The following is a 21880-nucleotide window of genomic DNA, read 5'->3' as shown; positions in this document are numbered from 1 at the left end:
TTCAGGGTTATTCTTTTGTTCTCAGCGAGTTAAACAAACACCACAGCTGCGGGCTTGTCAAGGCACCGGCCACTGCAGCAGTGGCGGGGATGCCCGGCCGAGAAAAAGTCACGTTTTTTTACGATGTCTGAATCAGGTGTCCGAGCTTTCTTCCTTATCCGGAAAGACCAGTGTGCGGAAGCTGTCATGCTCCCGCAGCTGCTCGAAACTCAGGTCGACCGAGGCATCGTCTCTGTAAGCTTCGGAAATGTCTATTGCTTTTTGTAACGTGGCCACGGCGTCTTCCCAGCGGCCAATTTCGGCATTGGCGCAGGCCAGCTGATACAGGGCGTGGCCGTTGTCCGGATCCAGCTTCAGGGCGCGTTGACACAGGCTGATGGCCCACAGGGGTTCCTGCATTTCCAGAACAGCATCGGCCTTGTAGCTGAGTGCTTCCACATCGTCCGGGCGCAGATCCAGAATCTGGTCGTAGGCAGAAATCTTGTTCTGGTGGGAGGTTTCCTGACTGGCTTTCAGCCACAGGGAGTGAATTTCATTGGTACGTTCAATCTCGAACTGGTTCTGGTTAATAATGTCAGACTTCTGCTGGAGCTGTTCTTCGATGTCCTTGAGGCGCTTTTCGTAGACCACGACCAGTTCGTTCACCCGCTTTTCTGCCAGGCTGGTGAGCTGAGCCCGCATGTCGCGGATGGAGTTCCAGCCGATGACAACCAGAATCGAACTGGCGCCGGCAATCAGGTAGAAGAAGTAGGTGACCGTGTCGGTGGCGTAAGACATAGTCTTGTCCGCCACAGACAGTTCCTTGTCCACCACCTTTTCGATCAGTTCGGCGCGGGTGGTTTGCATTTCCTTGCGCAGGGCCTTGGTTTCTTCAAGCAGGTAAAGCTCGATAAAGGGCGTGTACATGGGCTCTTCGAGGTCCGCCAGTGCGGCGGCAATATCCTCTTCCATGATGTCTTTTTTCCCCGGTGGTGCGGTGTCTGTGCCCTGTGCGTGGATCTGAGCGCTGAATGCCAGCATCAGTGTGATCATCGCCGCGATCCGGGCCAGCGGGCGTCCGAAACGCAGGCGGGACGCAACGGATTGGGAAGAAAGGGAATGCAGGAGGAGCTGTCGGCAGATCATGAATAGCGTTCCACGTTTACGGGTTGCTTTACAGGTTTTTGAAAAAGTTGCTGACCTTAGCATAGTGGCGGTTGGAAAAAAGGGCTGCATCTTGTAATCAGCCGGGGGTCAGATGGTTAGGGCAATTAGCGACTTGCATTTGGTGGTGTAGAGCCCTCTAATAATTAGTGGTATAAATAAACCGATATTTCCCGGATGAAAGTGTTTGACCATCGGAACGAGGCCAAAGCAGATGGCGAGTAGCAAGACCGTGTACTCGAAGTCGCCCTCAGCCTCCGGTCCATATCAATCAGGGGCGCTTGCCCCAGATCGGAGCGATTCTGTGAACAATTACGAGCAGGTGCTGGTAGCGCTTAGGCGTGTTATCCGGGCGACGGATCTTCACTCCAAGCGGCTGAGCAAGCACAACGGGCTGACTGGCCCTCAACTTTTGATTATGCGGACCATACGTGACCTCGGCGAAGTGACGATCGGAACCATCGCCGACAAGGTGAGTTTGAGCCAGGCTACCGTGACCACGATTCTGGATCGGCTGGAGCACCGCAAGCTGGTGTACCGGGTTCGCAGTACCCAGGATAAGCGCAAAGTGCATGCCCATCTGACCGAGGACGGGGCCGACCTGCTTGCCAAGGCGCCAAACCCGCTCCAGGAAGAGTTCATCAAGAAGTTTCAGAGCCTGGACGAGTGGGAGCAGACCATGATTCTGGCGTCGTTGCAGCGAGTGGCGAACATGATGGACGCCGATGAGATCGACGCCTCACCCGTGCTGCACGTCGGGCCGGTACTGCGGGAGGACGGCTGGAAATCGGAGTCCAAATCCTGAGGGCGGGTATCGTACCTGACGGTTACTCTGGCAGTTTCGCAGTGACTTCGATCGATTCATACCACGCCGCCACGTCGGCAATCTGCTGATCGGTCAGGTCCCGGGCGACGACTGTCATCATTTCATGTTCCCGTTTGCCGCTGCGGAAGGCTTTCAGCTGATTCTGTATATAGATCTGACTTTCGCCCGCGAGGTTGGGCGCGATGGGAATGGTCGCGATGCCGTCCAGGCCGTGGCAGGTTTTGCATTGCGCTGCGAGTTTACGTCCGGCCTCGGGATCGGCCGAATAGACCGGAAGGGACACGGCGGATAGCAGTAACGCTGGCACCAGCGCCCGTTCAAGGGCTGTTCTGAATGCTTTCGACATGCAGAGTCTCCGGTTTGCCGGAGAGCGTTCTGCTCTCCGGCACTGGGCAGGCATGACTCAGGAGCCTGAGCCGGTGTAGGCGATTCGATAAACGGCGCCGGCCAGGTCGTCGGAGACCAACAGTGACCCGTCTTTAAGTTGGGCTACATCGACCGGGCGACCCAGGTATTCGCCGTTTTCATCCAGCCAGCCCTCGGCGAAGGGAACGGTTTCCCCGGCAATATTGCCGTCCGCATCAACCGGGGTAAACATGACCCGGGCGCCGATGGGGGTGGTGCGGTTCCAGGAGCCGTGTTGGGCTGAAAAGATCCCGCCCTGGTATTTCTTCGGAAACATGTTGCCCCGGTAGAAAATCATACCCAGGTCGGCAGCGTGGGCGACGGTTTCGGACACCGGGAATACCACGTCGCCCGGCACTTCCTCATCCTTGTATTCGTTGGTGCGAACGTCACCGCCGCCGTACCATGGGAAGCCAAAATTCTGGCCCATGGCAGTCTGGCGGTTGATCTCACCCGGTGGGATGTCGTCACCCATACCATCGACTTGGTTGTCGGTAAACCACAGCTCGCCTGTGGTCGGGTTGAAGTCGTGGCCCACCGAATTCCGGACGCCGCGGGTGTACACTTCCCGTTCGGTGCCGTCCTGGTTGACCCGGATGATGCCGCCTATACCCACCTCATTGAACGTCTCCATATGCTCCTTCGGTGGGACGTTGTAGGGTTGGCCCAGGGAGATATAGAGTTTGCCATCGGGACCGACATCGCAGACCCGGGCGGTGTGGTTGTAACTGACAAACTCCTCGGGAATCAATTCGCCACCGGGAATCACTTCCGAAGCCACAACGTCCCCGCCCTCATAGAAAAATTCGGCGGCCGGGTAGGCCAGTACCCGGTTCTGCTCGGCGATATAAAGAACTCCGTCCGGTGAGAAGCAGGGGCCGTTGGGGACCGACTTTGCAAGCGATGGTGCAAAGTTCTTTACATCATCCGCAACCCGGTCTTTGTCCCGGTCGGTGACAGCCCAGACCTCAGTTTTCCGGGTTCCGACAAAGGTGACAACGCCCTGGGGGCCGACGGCCATGTGGCGGGCATCGGGCACCAGCGCATACAGGGTAATTTCGAAGCCCTTGGGCAGGGTGATTTTTTCCAGGGTTTTCCGGATGGCGTCAGCGCTGTCGCTCTGCTGGTCAATGACTGTAAATTCGGCCTTCCCGGTAGTCTTGAAACTTCCCAACTTTTTAAGCGTTTCATCAGACTGGGCATGGGCGAACGAGATGGCTGCAACGCTCGCAGCCAGGCACATCACAGGGGCTTTCTTGTTCATTGTTTTCCGCTCCTTGGTCCACGAATCGGGGCGGAGAATCGGAACGTTCTCCGCTGATTGCTTTTTGAACACTGGTTCAGTGGCAGTAAAGACAGCGGCCCAGTGAGCGTCAAGGAGGCCGCTCACTGGTAGGACCAGTTTCTCAGTGAACGCTTGAGCCCTTGCGGGGTTTGTTGGCGAAGCAGACCTGGAACACGTCATTGTAATGCCTGGCAAAATTCACCGTCAGGCCTTCCTTGAGGTAGTCCGGCAGCTCTTCAAAGTCTCCCCGGTTCGCCTCCGGCAGGATCAGGTTGGTGATTTTCTGGCGCCGGGCGGCAATCACCTTTTCCCGAATGCCTCCCACCGGTAGCACTTGCCCCGTTAGCGTCAGTTCGCCGGTCATGGCGATGTTCTGCTGCGGCGGCTCCTTGCGAGCGATGGACAGCAGGGCTGTGGCCATGGTGATGCCGGCGCTTGGGCCGTCCTTGGGGGTAGCCCCCTCCGGTACGTGCAGGTGCACAAAGGACTCGTCGAAAAACATCGGATCCCCCTTGAACTGCTTTAGGTTCGAGGAGATAAAGCTGTAGGCAATTTCTGCCGATTCCCGCATCACATCCCCGAGCTGGCCGGTCAGCTTGAAGCCGCGCTGGCTGGCGTGAATTCGTGATGCTTCGATGCTCAGTGTGGCGCCGCCCATGGCGGTCCAGGCCAGACCAGTGACCACGCCGGTACCCTTCAGGGCTTTTTCTTTCTTGAACGCTGGCTGGCCAAGGTACTCCGGCAGGCTAGAGACGCCAACCCGCACCGGGGTGTCGGGATCTTCAAGCAGCTTCACAATACCCTTGCGAATGATCTTGTGCAGCAGTTTCTCCAGATTCCGAACGCCGGCTTCCCGCGCGTAGCCTTCGATCACCTGTTTGATGGCAGCATCGGTGATGTTGATCTGCTTTTTCAGCAGGCCTGCCCGTTTCAGCAGTCGTGGCAGCAAGTGGTGCTTGGCAATTGCCAGCTTTTCTTCGGTGATGTAACCGGACAGCCGAATGACGTCCATCCGGTCCAGCAGAGGCCGGGGAATGGTGTCCAGTTGGTTGGCGGTGCAGATAAACAGAACCTTCGACAGGTCCATGCGAACGTCCAGGTAATGATCCAGGAAGTCGCTGTTCTGTTCCGGGTCCAGGGTTTCCAGCAGGGCGGAGGCCGGATCGCCCTGGTAGGAGGCGCCGATCTTGTCGATTTCATCCAGCATGATCACCGGATTGGATACACCGCTGTCTTTCAGTGCCTGGACGAACTTGCCCGGCATGGCGCCAATGTAGGTGCGACGGTGCCCCTTGATTTCCGCCTCGTCGCGCATGCCGCCGACGCTGAACCGGTAAAATTTCCGGCCGAGCGCGTCGGCCACCGAGTGGCCGATGGAGGTTTTGCCGACGCCTGGCGGGCCCACCAGTAACAGGATGGAGCCACTGATCTCGCCCTTGAAAGTACCTTCCGCCAGGAATTCGATAATCCGGGCTTTCACATCTTCCAGACCGTCGTGGTCCCGATCAAGAACGCGGCGTGCTTCTGGCAGGTCAAAGTGGTCTTCGGAATGCACGCCCCAGGGGACCTGGGTCAGCCAGTCCAGATAGTTGCGGGTCACACCGTATTCCGGGGACCCCTGTTCCAGCACCTGCAGTTTCTGCACTTCCTCCGCGAAGCGCTCCCTCACCTGTTCCGGCGGGTTCAGTTCCGACATGCGCTCTTCAAAGCGTTCGATGTCGGCAGTCTTGTCGTCCTTGGCCATGCCCAGTTCACGCTGGATGACTTTCAGCTGTTCCTTCAGGAAGAACTCCCGCTGATGTTTCTGGACCTTGGCGTTGACCTCTTCACTGATTTCCGACTGCAGGCGTGCAACCTCCTGCTCCTTGCGCATCAGCAGCAGGACTTTCTCCATGCGCCGGACCAGTGGCAGAGTGTTCAGGACATCCTGCAGTTCATGGCCGGGTGCGCTGGTCATCGAGGCTCCGAAGTCGGCCAGAGGGGAACTGTCATCGGGGCCGAAGCGGGACAGGTACTGTTTGACCTCTTCGCCGTACAGCGGATTGCTGCGCAGCAACTCCTTGATGGCGCTGATAATGGCCAGGGTATAGGCCTTCAGTTCATCGGCATCTTCCTCCGGTTCGGAGGGGTATTCCACTTCCACCAGGTAGGGTGGTTTCCGGCGCAGCCACTGGACAATGCGAAAACGCTGCAGGCCCTGGGCAATAAACTGAACCTTGCCGTTTTCCTGCTGGGCGTGGTGGACGCGAACCGCGCAGCCAAAGGTTTCCAGTTCATCGCTGGCGGGGATGTCGTCTTCCACTTCCTGATGGTCGACAAAGCAAATGCCCAGTACCCGATGGTCGGTTTCGCCAACCCGCTTGAGGGTTTCCTGCCAGGGGTTCTGGTTCACCATGATCGGTTGCACCTGGGCAGGGAAGAAGGGACGGTTGGAGACCGGCAGGACGTACATGCGCCGGGGCATCATCTGCTGCGACAGTGCCAGGCCCTTGCTATGCTCATCCTTGCCGATGTATTCGGTGATGTCTTCTTCGAGTTCCTCGATTTTGTCTTTGCGGTTTTCGTCATTCATGCTGTGCGATATCCGTCCGGAAAGCGTGAAATCGGGGCCAGTGCGTCTGCGTTTTTGCCCGGGATGCCAAGTTATAGTCTATGTAACGACGGTTGTGGTGATTTCAAGGCACGGCCTGCTGCGCTGGCTGCTTGATTTCTGGTCATCTGCCCCCACGTTCTGTGGCAGATTTGACGATTCATTGATTGATAACAGGTGCAATGCATGAGCGAGTCCCCGTACATATTTGACGCCACCATGGAAAATTTTCAGCAGCAGGTCATGGATGCCTCATCGGAAACGCCGATTCTGGTGGACGTATGGGCCGACTGGTGTGCGCCGTGCAAACAGTTGATGCCGATCCTGGAAAAACTGGCGAATGAATACCAGGGGCAGTTCCTGGTGGCGAAAGTAAACGCTGACGAACAGCAGCAGTTGACTGCCAGTCTTGGTGTTCGCAGCCTGCCCACGGTAATTCTGGTAAAGGACGGGCAGGCCGTGGATGGCTTCAATGGTGCGTTGCCCGAAGGTGAGGTTCGCAAGATCCTCGACAAGCACGTGGAAGCACCGGCAGAAGACCCTTACGAAGCGGCGCACAAGCGTTGGGAGCAGGGGGATGTGGAGGGCGCACTGGCCATCCTGACGGAGATGAATCAGCAAGATCCGGATAACCTCAAGGTGCTGATCGACATTGCCCAGCTGAAAGCCGAGCTGGGGGATGTGGATACGGCCGAGCAGGTGCTGGATAGTCTGCCGCCCGAAGAGAAACTCCAGTCCCAGGCCAAGCAGCTGGCGGCGCGCATCAAGTTTATCCGTCAGGCCGGGCAGTTACCGCCGGTGGCCGAGCTGGAGCATATTCTGGCAAACGATCCTAAGAATCCGGAAGCCCTTCACCAGCTGGCTCTGCAGCACGTAATCAAGGAAGAAAATGGCGAGGCCATGGCGCTGTTGATTCGCTTGATGCAGGCGGATGCCAATTACAAAGAGGGCGTCGCCAAAACCACCCTGATCGAGCTGTTCGATAAGCTGGGTAACAGCAACCCTGACGTGCGAACCTATCGCCGTAAACTGTACACCCTGATGCACTGATAGATTCCGGAGAGATGCATTCGCCGGGAACCAATGCCATCGCGCAGCCTTCAAAACACAAGATAGGGCGATGGTGGACGGTTCATCATGGGGCGAAACTGGTGGCTCGTAGTCTGGATGGCGCTTCTGCTGGAGGTGCTGACTGGTTGTGCGAGCCCTCAATACGCCGCTGAGCCGACGGTCGCGGTTTCCCGTGACTGTGATCGCCACTTTACCCTGTGGCGTAACTGGGTCGTCAGCGATGATCGTTTTGATGCTCAGGAGTGGTCTCCTCCCGGCTTTCCCTATTTACGAGTCGACCGTTTTCTCGCCAGCTTTGATCTGACAGAGCTTACACCCGCGCAGCGTCGTGATTGGTTGGGGCGCGCTTACGATAAGGCGGATATTGCCTGGCAGTTTGAGGTTCAGGGTGGTCCGGATGCGTCCTCGCAGTGGCTGGACGATCTGAGGAGCTGTGCTCTCCAGGCGGTATCGAAGCTGGGGGCGGAGTCGGATCTGTGGTTGAAACTGGCCGAATCGGTGCAGGTCCCTGATAGCTACAGCACTCCCGCCCAGGTTCTTGGGGTGTATCCGCTGGTGAAACCCGTCGTTCGTTGGCGGGCCGGTGTGACCATGGGGGAGCTGGTTGATCAGTACGGTCACTACAAAGCCTTGGCCGGCTGGCGAACCTATGTGCCGGACCTGACTGACGTCGTTGGGCGTTCTGAGGTCGAAACTTACCCGTTAGATTCTCTCGGCGTGCCAGTTCTGGGCGAATCGTTGCGTTTGATGCTGTTTCAGCGTCATGCGCCTGCATGGCGAATTGAGACGCGGGACAGTCACGATGTGCCGGGAATTCCTGCTCGAGGTTTGAATGGGCAGCTGCAGTTTCGGCCAGAGCCGGTGGTGTTTACTCATCTCAGCTTTGCCCGAATGAGAGGGCGGATTCTGCCCCAACTGGTCTATGTGCTCTGGTTTTCGGGCCGGCCATCAGAGCACTGGTTGGATATCTACGCCGGAGAGCTCGATGGCTTTATCTGGAGGGTCACTTTGGGCCCGAGGGGGCAGCCGCTGGCGTATGACACCATTCATCCCTGCGGCTGCTACCACCAGTGGCTGTTGCCAGAAGGTGGGCTGGTGAAAAGCGTTGGTGTTGATTATGAGGCAGAGCAAATCTGGTTGCTCGGGTCCCTTCCACTGGGTGGAAAGGAAGCGCCTTTGTTGTCTCTTTCTGCGGGTGACCATCAGCTCGTTGGTGCCTCAGGGTTCCACCCGACTGATCTTGGCGCGGAAATCCACAGCTATCGCCTGGAGTCGTTGGACGGACTTCGCGGGCTGTCGAATGCGGGCGGTCGCCTGTATGGCGACGATGGTTTGATTGCCGGAACCGAGCGACTTGAACGTTTCTTGCTGTGGCCGACAGGGGTGCCGTCTGCTGGGGGAATGCGCCAGTGGGGGCGGCATGCCGTATCTTTTGTAGGGCGACGGCATTTTGATGATCCTCATCTGCTGGATCGGTACTTCCTGCCGCCTCCTTAGCCGCTCATCTGAAAGGTAGTTGATTGCTCATGCTGAAGTTGCCTGAACAGCCGGATCAATGTGAGCTTTGCCGGCGCCCGGTCGTTAAGCTCACCCGTCATCACCTGATCCCCAAACACCTTCACCGTAAGAAGAGATTCCAGAAGTTGTTCAGCAAGGAGGAACTGATTACCCGCACCCTGTGGGTCTGCCGCCCCTGCCATAACGCCATTCATAAGGCATGCTCCGAATACGAGCTGGGGCTGCATTTCAATACCCGGGAGAAGTTGTTGGAGCTGGAAGAGCTTCGGGTGTTTGTGGAATGGTTGCGGGATAAGCCGGAGGGATTTGTGCCTAAGTTTCGGTAGCAATTGCATTGCAAGTTGATGTGCCATTTGGACGTTTTGTCTAGCTTTTGATCTAAATATCTAATTTAACAACATTTTTAATTTCTTGGGCGCAGGTTGGGTTAGTCTCTGGCTGCTATTAAAGGTAATGGCTCAATTGTAATTCATTAAAAGGGGGCGCCAATCCGCTCCCCGGTAAGGAGTAGTAAATGAAGGAGTTCAAACGCTCTGCCTTGGTTGCAGCAGTGCTTGGTGGCGGTCTTGCTCTGTCAGGCTGCGGTGGTTCTGGTTCTTCCTCTTCCTCAAACACCGGTGAAGTTGGTGGTGGAACAGATGGCGGAACATCTACGACTCAAGCGACAACCGGAACATTTCTTGATAGTGCGGTTGAGGGACTGCGTTATGTAACGCCAACCAAAACTGGCCTGACAAATGCCAATGGTGAGTTTGAGTACGAAGAAGGCGAGATTGTATTCTTCTTACTTGGTAACTCCCTTATTGGAAGTGCTTTTGCTTCTGACGTTATGACTCCGCTGGATATGGTTAATGAAGCTAGCCATGAGGAGAAACTGTCTAACGTTCTTCGTTTTCTTCAGTCTCTGGATGAGGACGGAAACCCTGATAACGGTATCAAGATTTCTGAAACGGTTCGAAACCAGGCTGAAATTTCAGGCGTTGAAGTAGATTTCGATAAGTCAACTTCAGAGTTTGAAGCTCAGACCTCGGTCGATAATGTACTTAGCGCTGATAACAAAACGCTTGTTACTGCGGATACAGCATTCGCCCACTTCAAGCAAACGCTGGCCCAAGCATCTGATAAAACGATCGACCTGAAAGGTACATGGAACACCAGGACGACATTTGAGCGGGATGGTCAGAAGTGTGCAACAACCGCGACTACGACCGTCATCTTTGATGAGGAAGGTTACACCGAGACTGGTAATGAGTTGAGCTCAAGCTTAACTATCGATGGGGTAAGTTGTAGCACGAATACTGCTGAAAACTCCGGATCAAAAGTTCTCTATGCATCCGCTCCAGATGACTTGCCTGCTAAGGGCTGTGATCAGGGCGTATGCGACTATTCGGAGCTAAACAAGGTTTTCGATAATTGGGAAGCAGGCAGCTGGGTTGACGCCCCGGATCCCAATGCTCAAGAGCAGGAGTTTTCAGTCGTCAAGGTGAAGTACGATGCTGGTACAGGCACAATTATCCGCACCAAGACGGACAAGCAAAGGGTGAGAGACGCTAGCAGTGGTGAGGTGTATGCCACTAATGTTTGGGGAACATTCACCACGGTTTATACGCCAAAAGAAGCGGCGGACTACACTAAAAGCATGATTGGTACTTGGGATGTGACCTTCTCAAACCTGGAGTGTCCAGACGTAACTGCCACACAGACATTGGTGTACAGTGAGACCGGTATTCAGGTGTCTGGTCAGGAGCTGAATCTCAATAATGGCGTTTGTGAGCTTGAAAGCGTAAGTGGAACTTTTGCCTACAACGATCCAGAGCTGCCGGAAGATTTCTGTGGTCCGGTTTGTTCTTATGAGGATTTGAACAAGTCCTACTTCGATCAGAGTGAAGAGGTTCGGTTGTCTCACGTGCGCGGTACTGACGTGATTAACCGTACCAAAGGTTACTCTCATCGCCAGATCTGGAGAAAAGTGAACTGATTTAACTTTGCAGGATCAGGAGCAATTTATTCGTCTGCTCTTGGCTCAGTCTGAATCACTTCATCCTGACTGAAAAAAACCCCGCCATCGGCGGGGGTTTTTTGTACAGGAGTTCCAGTCAATCAGCCGTTGCCCTTCTTCATTTCCTCATACTCATCCTCGAAGAAGAATTTCTCCTCTCCGAACGCCGGCTCCAGTTCGTGCAGCCAGGTGGCGGTGTCTGAGTACTTGGCGAAGAACGGGCGCTGGAACCAGTCCGGGTTCCGGCCTTGCAGGAAGCGCAGGACGAACACTTTCTCGCCGTTGATTTCGGTAATGCCCTGGACTTCTACCTTGCCCGGGCCCGCGCTCATCGAGGGGCCTCGAGCGGTGCGGGCCAGGCCGCTGACCTGCTTCATGGCCTCGCGGTAGATGTGATAGGCCTCGGCCAGGGGCACCTCGAAGTAGTTCTTGGCGCCGGTATCCCGCTCGACAAACATGTAGTAGGGGATGATGCCCAGTTGGACTTCTTTCTTCCACAGCTTGGCCCAGTCGTCGGCGTTGTCGTTGACGTGCTTGATCAGTGGGCCCTGAGCACGGATTTCGGCACCGGTGGCACGGATGCGGCGAATGGCTTCTTCGGCGATGTCGGTGCTGATTTCCTGCCAGTGGTTGTAGTGGGCCATGATGGCCACGTGCTTGCCGCCGTCCACGAGGCGGGCCAGCAGGTCCATCAATTCATCCGAATCCTTGTCAGTCACAAAGCGGTACGGCCAGAAGGTGAGGGCCTTGGTGCCGATTCGGATGCTCTGGATGTGGTCAAACTCCGGATCCAGCAGCGGTTCCAGGTACTGCACCAGGTTCTTGGTTTTCATCACCATGGGGTCGCCACCGGTCACCAGCAAATCGGTGACTTCGGTGTGCTCCTTCAGGTAGCCGTGCAACTTCTCGGCTTCGGTGCTGGCCATTTTCAGGTCTTTGTCGCCCACGAACTGTGCCCAGCGGAAGCAGAAGGTGCAGTAGGAGTGACAGGTCTGGCCCTGGGCCGGGAAAAACAGCACGGTCTCCCGGTACTTGTGCTGAACGCCATCCAGAACTTCACCATCCAGGGTCGGCATGTTCATTTCCATCTGGCCGGCCGGGTGCGGGTTCAGTTCGTCGCGGATTTCCTTGGCAACTGCCTGAATCTCTTTCTTGTCGGCACCGCTGCGGTGCAGCTCGGCCATGCGCTCGTAGTGTTCGTCTTTGAGCATGCCCTTCTGAGGGAAGACCAGCTGGTAGATCGGGTCGTTGGGCACCTTGTTCCAGTTGATCAGTTCGTTGATCACGTACTCGTTGACCCGGAATGGCAGCACGCTGGCGACAACCTTCATTTCGAACAGGGTGTCTTCCGGGAGGCTCTGGATCGCCTCGATTTTGTCGAGCTGGCGGTCTGTGTAGACCTTAAAGCGCCTCTCTTCGAACTCGGTAGTAGGAATCCGGTTCGGGAAGGTGACGATGGAGTTCATAGATCGCCCTCAGGGTTAAGTGTCATTGGAGCGGGAGCGCGGGATGGTGTGGCGCCCCCGTGGAAAAGTGGGCAGCGAGTATACAAAAGTTGGATTTTGTTTTCAGGTCTAATTAAAAAAATCTTTGTCACTAAAGAGTTGGTTTCTGTGAGTGAAGGGTAAGCCATCGAAAGAGCGAGGTTTTTAGCAAAGCTGGTGGGCATTCGTTCGTAATTTTTGTTTAGAGTTTGAACTAATTGTGTAACCGGCGCTGGACTAAGACATTGGTCTGAGTCCGGTTGCTTGAGGGGGGTAAAGTCGTCATTCTTCCGTAAGTAATCTAAACAAAAGCAATTTAGCTGCGGAAGGTTTGCTCAAATAAGCGCATTTTTGTTCATCCTGATGTAAAAATTACTACATTTTGTGGGGCGCTTTGCCTCTTCGTGGGATCTCTCGCTGGCATTTGTGGCGAGTGGGCCATTCTGTAAAGGATGCGCGGCAGGAAAAGTGGCAAAGCTGTTCTATGCTTGTTGAGAGCTTTGTGTTCGCAAAATGGCGCGGATGAGTACGCTAAAACAAGAGCATAGCAACACCCTGTAATCCAACGCAGCTATTCAAACAGGTCGTGCGCCGAGTCGGAAATGGGCGCCAGCATCTTCTTTATATAGTCTTAGGGGGAGGGTTTGATGTACCAGGACGATGATCCCATCGAAACCAGTGAATGGCTGGATGCGCTTGAGTCGCTGATTGAGAATGAGGGCGTTGATCGCGCCAAGTTTATTCTTGAGCGGTTATCGGAGCGCGCCAGTCGGGACGGCACCGAGTTGCCGTACTCTATCAACACGCCCTTCAGAAACACGATTCCTGTTACCCAGGAAGCCCGGATGCCCGGCGATCTGTTCATGGAGCGCCGCATCCGTTCGTTGATCCGGTGGAACGCCATGGCCATGGTGTTGCGGGCGAACCAGCGCCCGGGCGAACTTGGGGGGCATGTATCGTCGTTCTCCTCCGCAGCGACCCTGTACGATGTGGGTTTCAACTACTTCTTCCACGGCGGTGACGACGAGCGCGAATCGGATCTGGTGTATTTCCAGGGGCACTCGTCGCCCGGCATCTATGCCCGTTCCTTCCTGGAAGGGCGTTTTGAAGAAGAGCAGCTGGATAAATACCGTGAAGAAGTGGATGGCAACGGGCTGTCTTCCTATCCGCACCCCTGGCTGATGCCGGACTACTGGCAATTCCCCACCGTCTCCATGGGGCTTGGGCCAATCCAGGCCATCTATCAGGCCCACGTTATGAAGTACCTGCACAGCCGGGAACTCATTGATATGGGTGACCGTAAAGTCTGGTGTTTCGTGGGCGATGGTGAGTGTGACGAACCAGAAACCCTGGGCTCCATTTCGATGGCGGGACGGGAGAACCTCGGCAACCTGATCTTCGTGGTCAACTGCAACCTGCAGCGCCTGGACGGGCCGGTACGGGGTAACGGCAAGATCATCCAGGAGCTCGAAGGTATCTTCCGTGGTGCTGGCTGGAACGTTCTCAAAGTGGTCTGGGGCCGCATGTGGGATCCACTGTTCGAGAAGGACAAGGACGGCATCATGCAGCGGGTCATGGACGAAGTGGTCGATGGTGACCTGCAGAACTTCAAGAGTAACGGCCCGGCCTACACCCGCAAGCACTTCTTCGGTAAGTATCCGGAACTGTCCAAGCTGGTCGAGACTCTGTCGGACGAGGACATCGGGAAGCTCAATCGCGGCGGTCACGATCCGTACAAAATCTACGCGGCCTACCACAAGGCGGTGAACGATCATGGCAACCGTCCGACCGTTATTCTTGCCCACACCATCAAGGGCTATGGCTTCGGCACGGCTGGTGAAGCGCAGAATACGGCGCACTCCCTGAAGAAACTCGACATGGACCAGCTGAAAGCCTTCCGTGATCGTTTTGGCGTGCCGATTAAAGATGAAGATCTTAAAAAGGTGCCTTACTACCGTCCGGCGCCGGACAGCCCTGAAATGGTCTACATGAAGAAGCGGCGTCAGGAACTGGGTGGCTTCTATCCCAAGCGGCGCAAAGACTGCCAGCCGCTGGATGCGCCGCCGCTGGATACGTTCAAGGCACTGCTGGAAGGTTCCGGCGACCGGAAGATTTCCACCACCATGGCCTTCGTGCGCCTGCTGACCGCGCTGACCAAGGACAAGCGCATCGGCAAGCGTGTGGTCCCCATCGTGCCGGATGAGGCTCGGACCTTTGGTATGGAAGGCATGTTCCGTCAGCTCGGTATTTACACGTCCGAGGGTCAGAAATACGTCCCGGAAGACCGTGACCAGATCATGTACTACCGGGAAGACAAGAAAGGCCAGATCCTTGAAGAGGGCATCAACGAAGATGGCTCCATGGCGGCCTGGATGGCGGCGGCCACTTCTTACAGCACCAACAACTTTGCGCTGGTGCCGTTCTACATCTTCTACTCCATGTTCGGCTTCCAGCGGGTTGGCGATCTGGCGTGGGCTTCTGGTGATATCCAGGCCCGGGGCTTCCTGGTGGGTGGCACGGCAGGCCGCACCACACTGAACGGCGAGGGGCTGCAGCACCAGGATGGGCACAGTCACATCCTGGCGCAAACCATCCCGAGCTGTAAGTCCTACGATCCGGCCTACGGATATGAGCTGGCGGTTGTGGTTCAGCACGGTATCAAGGAGATGTTCGAGGATAACCAGAACGTCTTCTATTACCTGACCATTGAGAACGAGAATTACGAGCAGCCGGCCATGCCGAAAGGCAAGAAGGTCGAAGAGGGCATCATCAAGGGGATGTACCAGCTTGAGTCGGTCGAGACCAAGGGCCGTAAGAAATCACCGCGTGTCCAGTTGCTGGGCGCCGGTTCCATCCTGAACGAAGTCCGGGCGGCGGCTGAACTGCTGAAAGAAGACTTTGGTGTGGCCAGTGATGTCTGGAGCGTGACCAGCTTCAACGAGCTGGCGCGGGATGGTCTGCACATCGAGCGCTGGAACCGGCTGCATCCGGACGATACGCCCAAGAAGCCGTTCATCACCCAGTGCCTGGAGAAGCAGGACGGTCCGGTCGTGTCCTCCACCGACTACATGAAGCTGCTGTCTGAACAGGTTCGTGCCTACATTCCGAAGACCTATCTGACCCTGGGCACGGATGGCTTCGGCCGCAGTGATACCCGGGAGCGGCTGCGTAGCCACTTTGAAGTGGATCGCTACCATGTGGCCGTGACCGCGCTTGCAGCCCTGGCCCGGGACGGCGACATCAAACAGGATGTGGTCCTTGAAGCGATGCGTAAGTACGGAATCGATCGTAATAAAACGAACCCGGTGCTGAGCTAAGGAGTCCGCCATGAGTGAACAGGAAATCAAGGTTCCCGATCTCGGCGGAGCGGATGAGGTCGAGGTTATTGAAGTTCTCGTCAGCGAGGGTGACTCGGTTGAAGCCGAAGACCCGATCCTGGCCGTCGAGTCGGACAAGGCATCGGTAGAGTTGCCAGCGCCTGCAGCCGGTAAAATCACGGGCATTTCCGTGAAAGTCGGCGATAAGGTGAAGGAAGGGGATGTGGTTGGCACCCTGGATGCGTCTGGTGGTGGTGACGACGATTCTTCTGACACCGAAAGCGCCGATTCGGGCGATGCCAGTGCCTCCGCGGGTGGTGACGAAGCATCAAACGTTTCGGAGGATACTAAAGAAGAGGCGCCAAAGCCGGCCAAGTCTTCTGGTGGTTCCCGCAAGGAAACCGTCAAGGTGCCCTCGCTGGACGGCTTTGAAGATGTTCCCGTTATTGAGATCAACGTGTCGGAAGGTGACACGATTGAAGCCGAGGACCCGCTGGTCACGGTGGAATCTGACAAAGCCACGATGGAGATCCCGTCGCCCTTTGGGGGCAAGGTTGGCAAGATCCTCGTCTCGGAGGGCGACAAGCTGTCCGAAGGGGATGATCTGCTGGAGATGACCATTGAGGAAGAGGGGGCTGAAGCCGGCTCTTCCGAAGAGGCAGAACCGGCATCCAAGTCCGAGTCGAAATCAGAGTCCAGGGCGTCTGAGTCGAGTGGGGGTGAGTCGAAGGCCGATGCTGTCGAGCCGCAGGGTTCGACTTATGAGCCGCCATCGCCCGGTGCCAAGGTCCACGCAGGACCCGCAGTCCGAAAACTGGCCCGGGAGTTGGGGGCGGATCTCGCCCGGGTGAAGGGCTCGGGACCCAGGAGTCGAATCCTGAAAGACGACGTTCACGCCTACGTGAAGAGCCAGCTTCAGCAGGTCCAGCAGGGCGGTGGTGTTGCTACCGGTTCCGGCATACCGAGTGTGAAACTGCCGGACTTCAGCCAGTTTGGCGATATCGAGCGGGAGCCTATGTCCCGCATGATGTCCGCAACCGCAACGAACATGCAGAGAAGCTGGCTGAACGTTCCGCACGTTACCCAGTTCGACGAAGCGGACATCACCGATATGGAGTCGTTCCGCAAGGCCCAGAAGGCCGCAGGCGAAAAGCGTGGCGTGAAAATGACCCCGCTGCCATTCCTGCTCAAGGCCTGTGCCGTTGCGCTGGCGGAACTGCCCCAGTTCAATGTGTCGCTGGACATGGACAAGAAGGAAGTGGTCCGCAAGAAGTACATCCACATTGGTATTGCCGTGGATACGCCTCACGGGCTGATGGTTCCTGTCATCCGTGACGTGGATCAGAAGGGCTTGTGGGAGTTGGCGGCCGAAAGTGCCGAGCTGGCCCAGAAGGCGCGGGACAAGCAGCTTAAACCGAAGGAAATGCAGGGTGCCTGCTTTACCATTACCAGCCTGGGCGGTATTGGCGGCACGGCATTCACGCCGATCGTCAATACACCAGAGGTGGCTATTCTTGGGGTGTCCAAGGCGGCTATGAAACCGGTGTGGGACGGTGGCGATTTCCAGCCGCGGCTAATGCTGCCGTTGTCCCTGTCCTACGACCACCGTGCGGTGAACGGGGCCGATGCGGCGCGCTTCACCAGCGTGTTGTCTCAGTTGCTCAGTGATATCCGCACGCTGCTTCTCTAGGCGCGGGTGAGGAGCGGGGCTGACGCCGCGCTCCCAAATTAAAAAGGCCGGTGAGCTGTTGGCTCCCGGCCTTTTTTGTGCCCTCTGGCATATCAGTTTGCAAAGAACATCCAGTCGAAATAGTCGTGCATGGCTTGCAGCGCATCCTCTTCCCAGGATTGTGTCAGCTCAAACAGCAGGTCGGAATCTTTAGCTTGTTTCATGGTGTCACCTCTCTGAATCTGTCGCTGAGGGCGAAATCCTTCCGCTCTCTGCCTGTTGTAATGCATTCGCCATGCCAGAGAAGGTGATTAGAGTAAGGTATTGAAATGAAGTGCGTTTTTCGAGGGGTGGGTTTGAGTGGTGGGCTGGCCAGACCAGCGAGTGCACCGGTCTGGAGCCAAAAGGCCCCGGCATAGTGCCGGGGCAAATCCTGAGGTAACTTCTAAAGGGGGTTTAGAAGTTGTACTGCGCAGCGAACAAGACGCGGCTTGCGTCGCCATCGCTGCCGTCAACGTTTTCACGGCTCAGGAGTTGGTATTCAACGCCCATCATGACGTTGTTTACCGGGGTCCACTGATAGTTAGCCATAACAGCTGAGTTGGTTTCGCTCTGTCCGCCAACACCGTTGAGTCCATCTGCTTCAGCATCGTCCCAGTCTACTGTGGCCATGCCGTAGCCAATGTTGACACTGCGACCGCCGCCGAGGCTGATGCCGGTGCCGACAGACGCGCCATAGCCAGAGATGGTTTCCACGTCACCGCTGGCGTCAACATAGGCACTGGCAGCGCCAAAGTTTTCGCCTGAACGGTACAGGTAGCTGTTTGCACCGTCAGAGTAGGAGACGGTGCCCTGAATGGTGAACATGTCTGACAGGGCGAGTTTGGCCGCGCCGAAGGTCGCAAAACCAAATGCAGACTCATCTAGTGTGCCAGTATCGTAACCGACCTGGTGCGCTAGAACGGCGGCAGAGTAGGAGAAGCCTCCGGCACTGTCCTCAAGGCGTGCCGTGATTGCCGGCATGCTGTCTTTCTTTCCGGGGTCCGTAGCGATTGGCACCTCGTTGCCTTCGTCGTCAACAGTAGTGCTATTTACCAGGAGGGAAGCGTTGGGCTGCTCCAGAGAGAAAGACAGCGGGCCTGTCGTGTAACGAGCCTGGGCAACACGGCCCTGCAGACCAGCGAGGCCCGGCAGTGAGTCGAAGTCCAGAGTCGAAGTATTGCCCACGAAGCTGTTGAAGTTGGACCAGGTCTGCCCCATCAAAACGCCGTTGTATTCGCCGAAGCCATGGCGCAGACGAAGCGTGCCGCCACGGAAGTCACCTTCAACGGTAATGTTGACGCCTTCCGGAGTGGTGGTTTTTACCCCAATTCGGGTTTGTACTGCGTCAGCACCAAAAACGCCGGTCGGTTCGTCGGCATCGGTGGTGTTGATAGCGCTGTATGCGCCTGAGCGCGTTGAAATGCCTACTTCTTCGTCAATATCGTAACTGGCATTGAGGCGTGCATAGCCGTATACCGACATGTCGTATTCGCCGGCGCTGAAGTTCGCTGCGCTAGCCTGTCCAGCAACACCCAGCACTACCACTGCTGTTGTCGCCTTTATAGCGGTTCTTAGCTTGTTGCTCTGCATGTTTTTATCTCCACTGGTTTTATTGTTGTTGGACCCCACGACAAGGTATTGCCACTGAGGCTGTCATTCAAATGAAATCGGGCATTGTTTAGACCAATGTCTAAGTATTAACCGTAAGAAAATGAATCTGACCGGCTTGTTACATGGATATATGATGGGATATGGCGAAACAGACAGAACACCTCAAAAAGACCACCTTCGCCTTCCTGGACATTGAAACCACGGGCGGAAGTTCTGCGCGGGACCGCATCACCGAAATCGGCATCCGGTTCTGGCGGCAGGGGGAGCAGGTGGGCGAGTGGCAGACCTTGCTCAATCCGGACGTTCGAATTTCTGCCTTTATCGAACACTTCACCGGCATCACCAACGAGATGGTTGCCGATGCCCCCCGGTTCGAGGACATCGCCGATGAACTGGAATCGCAGCTGGAGGGCACGGTATTCGTCGCCCACAACGCGCGCTTTGACTACGGCTTTATAAAGCAGGAGTTCCGCCGGCTGGGGCGACTGTTTACGGCGAGAGTGCTGTGCACGGTGAAGTTGTCCCGGCGGCTGTACCCGGAGTTCCGTCGCCACAACATGGACTCGCTGATCGAGCGGCACGGTTTGGGTCAGGTGCAGCGTCACAGGGCCATGGGCGACGTCGAAGCCATGCTGTCGTTTTTCCTCCATGCCCGGGTGGAAAAGGGTGATGAGGTTTTGGAGCGCGCTATCGGTGACCTGCTGCAAACCCCCAGTGTGCCTTCTCATCTGCCCCCGGATATCCTGCATGAACTGCCGACCGGTCCCGGGGTATATCGTTTCTACGGGGAAAACGACGCCTTGCTCTACGTGGGCAAGAGCACCCACATTGCCCAGCGGGTGGCGTCGCACTTTTCCGGAGATCACAACTCCAGTCGTGGTGTTCGGATGTCGGAGAGTCTCCGGCGGGTGGAGTGGACGGAAACCGCTGGCGAACTGGGGGCGCTGTTGCTGGAGCTGAAACAGATCAAGAGCCTGAATCCGCTCTACAATCGTCGCTCCCGGGCTGCCAAGCGACTGGTCACCATTGAGCTGGTGGAGAATGAGCAGGGTTTCCTGCAGGCGCACCTGGTGCGTGAACTGGAGCCGCATCGACTGGGCGAGTATTTCGGACTGTTCCGCAGCAAGCGGGATGCCGAAAAGGCGCTCAGTGGCATCGCGGCAAAGAACGAGCTGTGCAACACACTGCTGGGCCTGGAACCCGGCCACGATGGCCCCTGTTTTCAGCGTACTCTGGGGCGCTGCAAGGGGGCCTGCGAGGGCGGTGAGGATCGCACCCGTTACAACCTGCGAATGCAGATTGCGTTTCACGGGCTGCGGCTGAAAACCTGGCCCTGGGAGGGGCCGGTCAGTGTGGTGGAGCACAACCAGTTTACTGGCCAGACCGACTACCTGGTGATCTACAACTGGATCCATGTAACCACGGTGCACGAGGAGCAGGATCTGCAGGACCTGGCCCTTGGCGGAGCGTCGGTTACCTTTGATCTGGATTCCTACAAGTTACTGGTAAAAGCGCTTCTCGGGCGCGATGGTCATGACCGCAGGATTATCGAGTTGCCTGCCCTGAAACGCCCCGATGTGGTTATGCCATGAGTGTCCTATAGTTAGGTGAATATCCGGAAAGGTACCTACTTGTGACTTGCGTCACTTTCACTATGGTTATGCTTCCATCCGTGTATCCCGAGAGAAACAGTAATGAATAAAGAAAGCTTAACTCGAGAACTTTTTAATGAGGTCATGGTTCCCAACTACGCTCCTGGCTCCATAATTCCAGTGCGTGGCGAGGGCTCCCGGATCTGGGATCAGGAAGGACGGGAATTCATCGATCTGCAGGGCGGTATTGCGGTTACCTGCCTCGGCCACACTCACCCGGGGCTGATTGGTGCACTGCAGGAGCAGGCCGGCAAGCTATGGCATTTGTCCAATGTCATGACCAATGAGCCGGCGCTGCGCCTGGCCAAGACTCTGTGTGACCAGACCTTCGCAGAGCGCGTATTCTTTGCCAACTCCGGCGCCGAAGCCAACGAGGCTGCCCTGAAACTGGCTCGTCGTTATGCCTGGGAGCACTACGGCGAGCAGAAGAACGAGATCATCGCGTTCAAAAAATCCTTCCACGGCCGCACCCTGTTCACCGTAAGTGTGGGTGGCCAGCCCAAGTATCGTGAAGGCTTTGAGCCGGCACCTGGTGGTGTGGTTCATGCCGATTTCAACGACCTGGAATCTGTGAAGCAGCTGATCTCCAAGGACAAGACCTGCGCGGTGATCGTTGAGCCGATCCAGGGTGAAGGCGGCGTTATTCCGGCTGACCCCGAGTTCCTGAAAGGTCTGCGTGAGCTGTGTGATGAGAACCAAGCCCTGCTGGTCTTCGACGAAGTTCAGACTGGCGTAGGCCGTACCGGCCACCTGTTCGCCTACCAGATGTACGATGTGGTTCCGGACATCCTGTCCAGCGCCAAGAGCCTGGGCGGCGGCTTCCCGATTGCGGCCATGCTGACCACCGCCAAAGTGGCTGCCAGTCTGGGTGTTGGCACCCACGGTAGCACCTACGGTGGTAACGCACTGGCGTGTGCCGTTGGCCAGAAGGTCATCGACACCGTTAGCCAGCCGGAGATCCTGAAAGGCGTTGTCGCCCGTTCCGAGCGCCTGCAAAAAGGCATGATGGAAATCGGTGAGCGTTACGGCGTGTTCAGCGAGGTTCGTGGTGCGGGCATGCTGCTCGGCTGCGTACTGACCGACGCGTGGAAAGGCCGTGCCAAGGACTTCCTCAACGCTGGCCTCGATGAAGGCGTAATGATTCTGGTTGCGGGTATGGACGTGGTCCGTCTGGCACCGTCGCTGATCATCCCGGAAGCAGATATTGATGAGGCATTGGAGCGCTTCGAAACCGCCGTCAAGAAGCTGACTGCGGCCTAAGGAGTCTT

The 21880-nt window shown here is 56.6% G+C and carries 15 protein-coding genes; 9 read left to right on the top strand and 6 right to left on the bottom strand.

Features of this window, described 5'->3' with window-relative positions:
• Positions 1 to 132 precede the first annotated feature (132 nt).
• Positions 133 to 1125 carry a tetratricopeptide repeat protein gene (locus QVZ43_RS04035; RefSeq protein WP_302908967.1) on the bottom strand — a complete coding sequence of 331 codons (993 nt, stop codon included), beginning with the start codon at positions 1123 to 1125 and terminating at the stop codon, positions 133 to 135.
• A 322-nt stretch (positions 1126 to 1447) separates the two neighbouring features.
• Between QVZ43_RS04035 and QVZ43_RS04030 the strand changes: the two genes are divergently transcribed.
• On the top strand, positions 1448 to 1948 hold the full coding sequence (locus QVZ43_RS04030) for a MarR family winged helix-turn-helix transcriptional regulator (RefSeq protein ID WP_223794520.1): 501 nt from the start codon (positions 1448 to 1450) through the stop codon (positions 1946 to 1948).
• A 22-nt stretch (positions 1949 to 1970) separates the two neighbouring features.
• Here the strand turns inward: QVZ43_RS04030 and QVZ43_RS04025 are convergent, their stop codons facing one another.
• From QVZ43_RS04025 to lon, 3 genes are all read right to left on the bottom strand, one after another.
• Positions 1971 to 2315 carry a c-type cytochrome gene (locus QVZ43_RS04025; protein ID WP_223794519.1) on the bottom strand — a complete coding sequence of 115 codons (345 nt, stop codon included), beginning with the start codon at positions 2313 to 2315 and terminating at the stop codon, positions 1971 to 1973.
• A gap of 57 nt (positions 2316 to 2372) precedes the next feature.
• Positions 2373 to 3617, bottom strand: a complete 1245-nt coding sequence (locus QVZ43_RS04020) for a PQQ-dependent sugar dehydrogenase (RefSeq protein WP_263283094.1) — start codon at positions 3615 to 3617, stop codon at positions 2373 to 2375.
• A gap of 163 nt (positions 3618 to 3780) precedes the next feature.
• The gene (lon, locus tag QVZ43_RS04015; RefSeq protein ID WP_302908966.1) at positions 3781 to 6231 is read right to left on the bottom strand and encodes an endopeptidase La; all 2451 of its coding nucleotides are present in this window, start codon (positions 6229 to 6231) and stop codon (positions 3781 to 3783) included.
• Between the two features lie 204 nt (positions 6232 to 6435).
• Here lon and trxA point away from each other — a divergent pair, with 204 nt between their 5' ends.
• The 4 genes from trxA to QVZ43_RS03995 all read left to right on the top strand — a co-directional run bounded on the left by trxA (position 6436) and on the right by QVZ43_RS03995 (position 10816).
• Entirely contained in the window at positions 6436 to 7299 is an 864-nt protein-coding gene (gene trxA, locus QVZ43_RS04010; RefSeq protein WP_302908965.1) for a thioredoxin, read from the top strand.
• 87 nt (positions 7300 to 7386) lie between these two features.
• Positions 7387 to 8817 (top strand): hypothetical protein, encoded by a 1431-nt coding sequence (locus QVZ43_RS04005; protein ID WP_302908964.1) that lies wholly within the window; start codon positions 7387 to 7389, stop codon positions 8815 to 8817.
• 29 nt (positions 8818 to 8846) lie between these two features.
• On the top strand, positions 8847 to 9164 hold the full coding sequence (locus tag QVZ43_RS04000; protein ID WP_302908963.1) for a hypothetical protein: 318 nt from the start codon (positions 8847 to 8849) through the stop codon (positions 9162 to 9164).
• A gap of 188 nt (positions 9165 to 9352) precedes the next feature.
• Positions 9353 to 10816 (top strand): hypothetical protein, encoded by a 1464-nt coding sequence (locus tag QVZ43_RS03995; protein ID WP_302908962.1) that lies wholly within the window; start codon positions 9353 to 9355, stop codon positions 10814 to 10816.
• A gap of 122 nt (positions 10817 to 10938) precedes the next feature.
• Here the strand turns inward: QVZ43_RS03995 and QVZ43_RS03990 are convergent, their stop codons facing one another.
• Complete coding sequence (locus tag QVZ43_RS03990; RefSeq protein ID WP_302908961.1) at positions 10939 to 12303, bottom strand: KamA family radical SAM protein; 1365 nt, start codon at positions 12301 to 12303, stop codon at positions 10939 to 10941.
• A gap of 665 nt (positions 12304 to 12968) precedes the next feature.
• Between QVZ43_RS03990 and aceE the strand changes: the two genes are divergently transcribed.
• Positions 12969 to 15638, top strand: a complete 2670-nt coding sequence (gene aceE, locus QVZ43_RS03985) for a pyruvate dehydrogenase (acetyl-transferring), homodimeric type (protein ID WP_302908960.1) — start codon at positions 12969 to 12971, stop codon at positions 15636 to 15638.
• 10 nt (positions 15639 to 15648) lie between these two features.
• Entirely contained in the window at positions 15649 to 17328 is a 1680-nt protein-coding gene (aceF, locus tag QVZ43_RS03980) for a dihydrolipoyllysine-residue acetyltransferase (protein ID WP_302908959.1), read from the top strand.
• A 435-nt stretch (positions 17329 to 17763) separates the two neighbouring features.
• Here aceF and QVZ43_RS03975 read toward each other — a convergent pair whose 3' ends face one another.
• Positions 17764 to 18939: a DcaP family trimeric outer membrane transporter gene (locus tag QVZ43_RS03975; protein WP_302908958.1), complete on the bottom strand. Its 1176-nt coding sequence runs from the start codon at positions 18937 to 18939 to the stop codon at positions 17764 to 17766.
• A 161-nt stretch (positions 18940 to 19100) separates the two neighbouring features.
• On the opposite strand from QVZ43_RS03975, the gene QVZ43_RS03970 reads away from it, so the two are divergent.
• Entirely contained in the window at positions 19101 to 20552 is a 1452-nt protein-coding gene (locus QVZ43_RS03970; protein ID WP_302908957.1) for an exonuclease domain-containing protein, read from the top strand.
• 102 nt (positions 20553 to 20654) lie between these two features.
• Positions 20655 to 21872: an aspartate aminotransferase family protein gene (locus tag QVZ43_RS03965; protein ID WP_302908956.1), complete on the top strand. Its 1218-nt coding sequence runs from the start codon at positions 20655 to 20657 to the stop codon at positions 21870 to 21872.
• The last annotated feature ends 8 nt before the right edge of the window (positions 21873 to 21880 follow it).

The sequence above is a fragment of the Marinobacter suaedae genome, from assembly GCF_030519635.1.
GTDB lineage: Bacteria > Pseudomonadota > Gammaproteobacteria > Pseudomonadales > Oleiphilaceae > Marinobacter > Marinobacter suaedae.
Note: the sequence above shows the minus strand (reverse complement) of the source record. Positions and strands in the feature narration are given on the sequence as shown.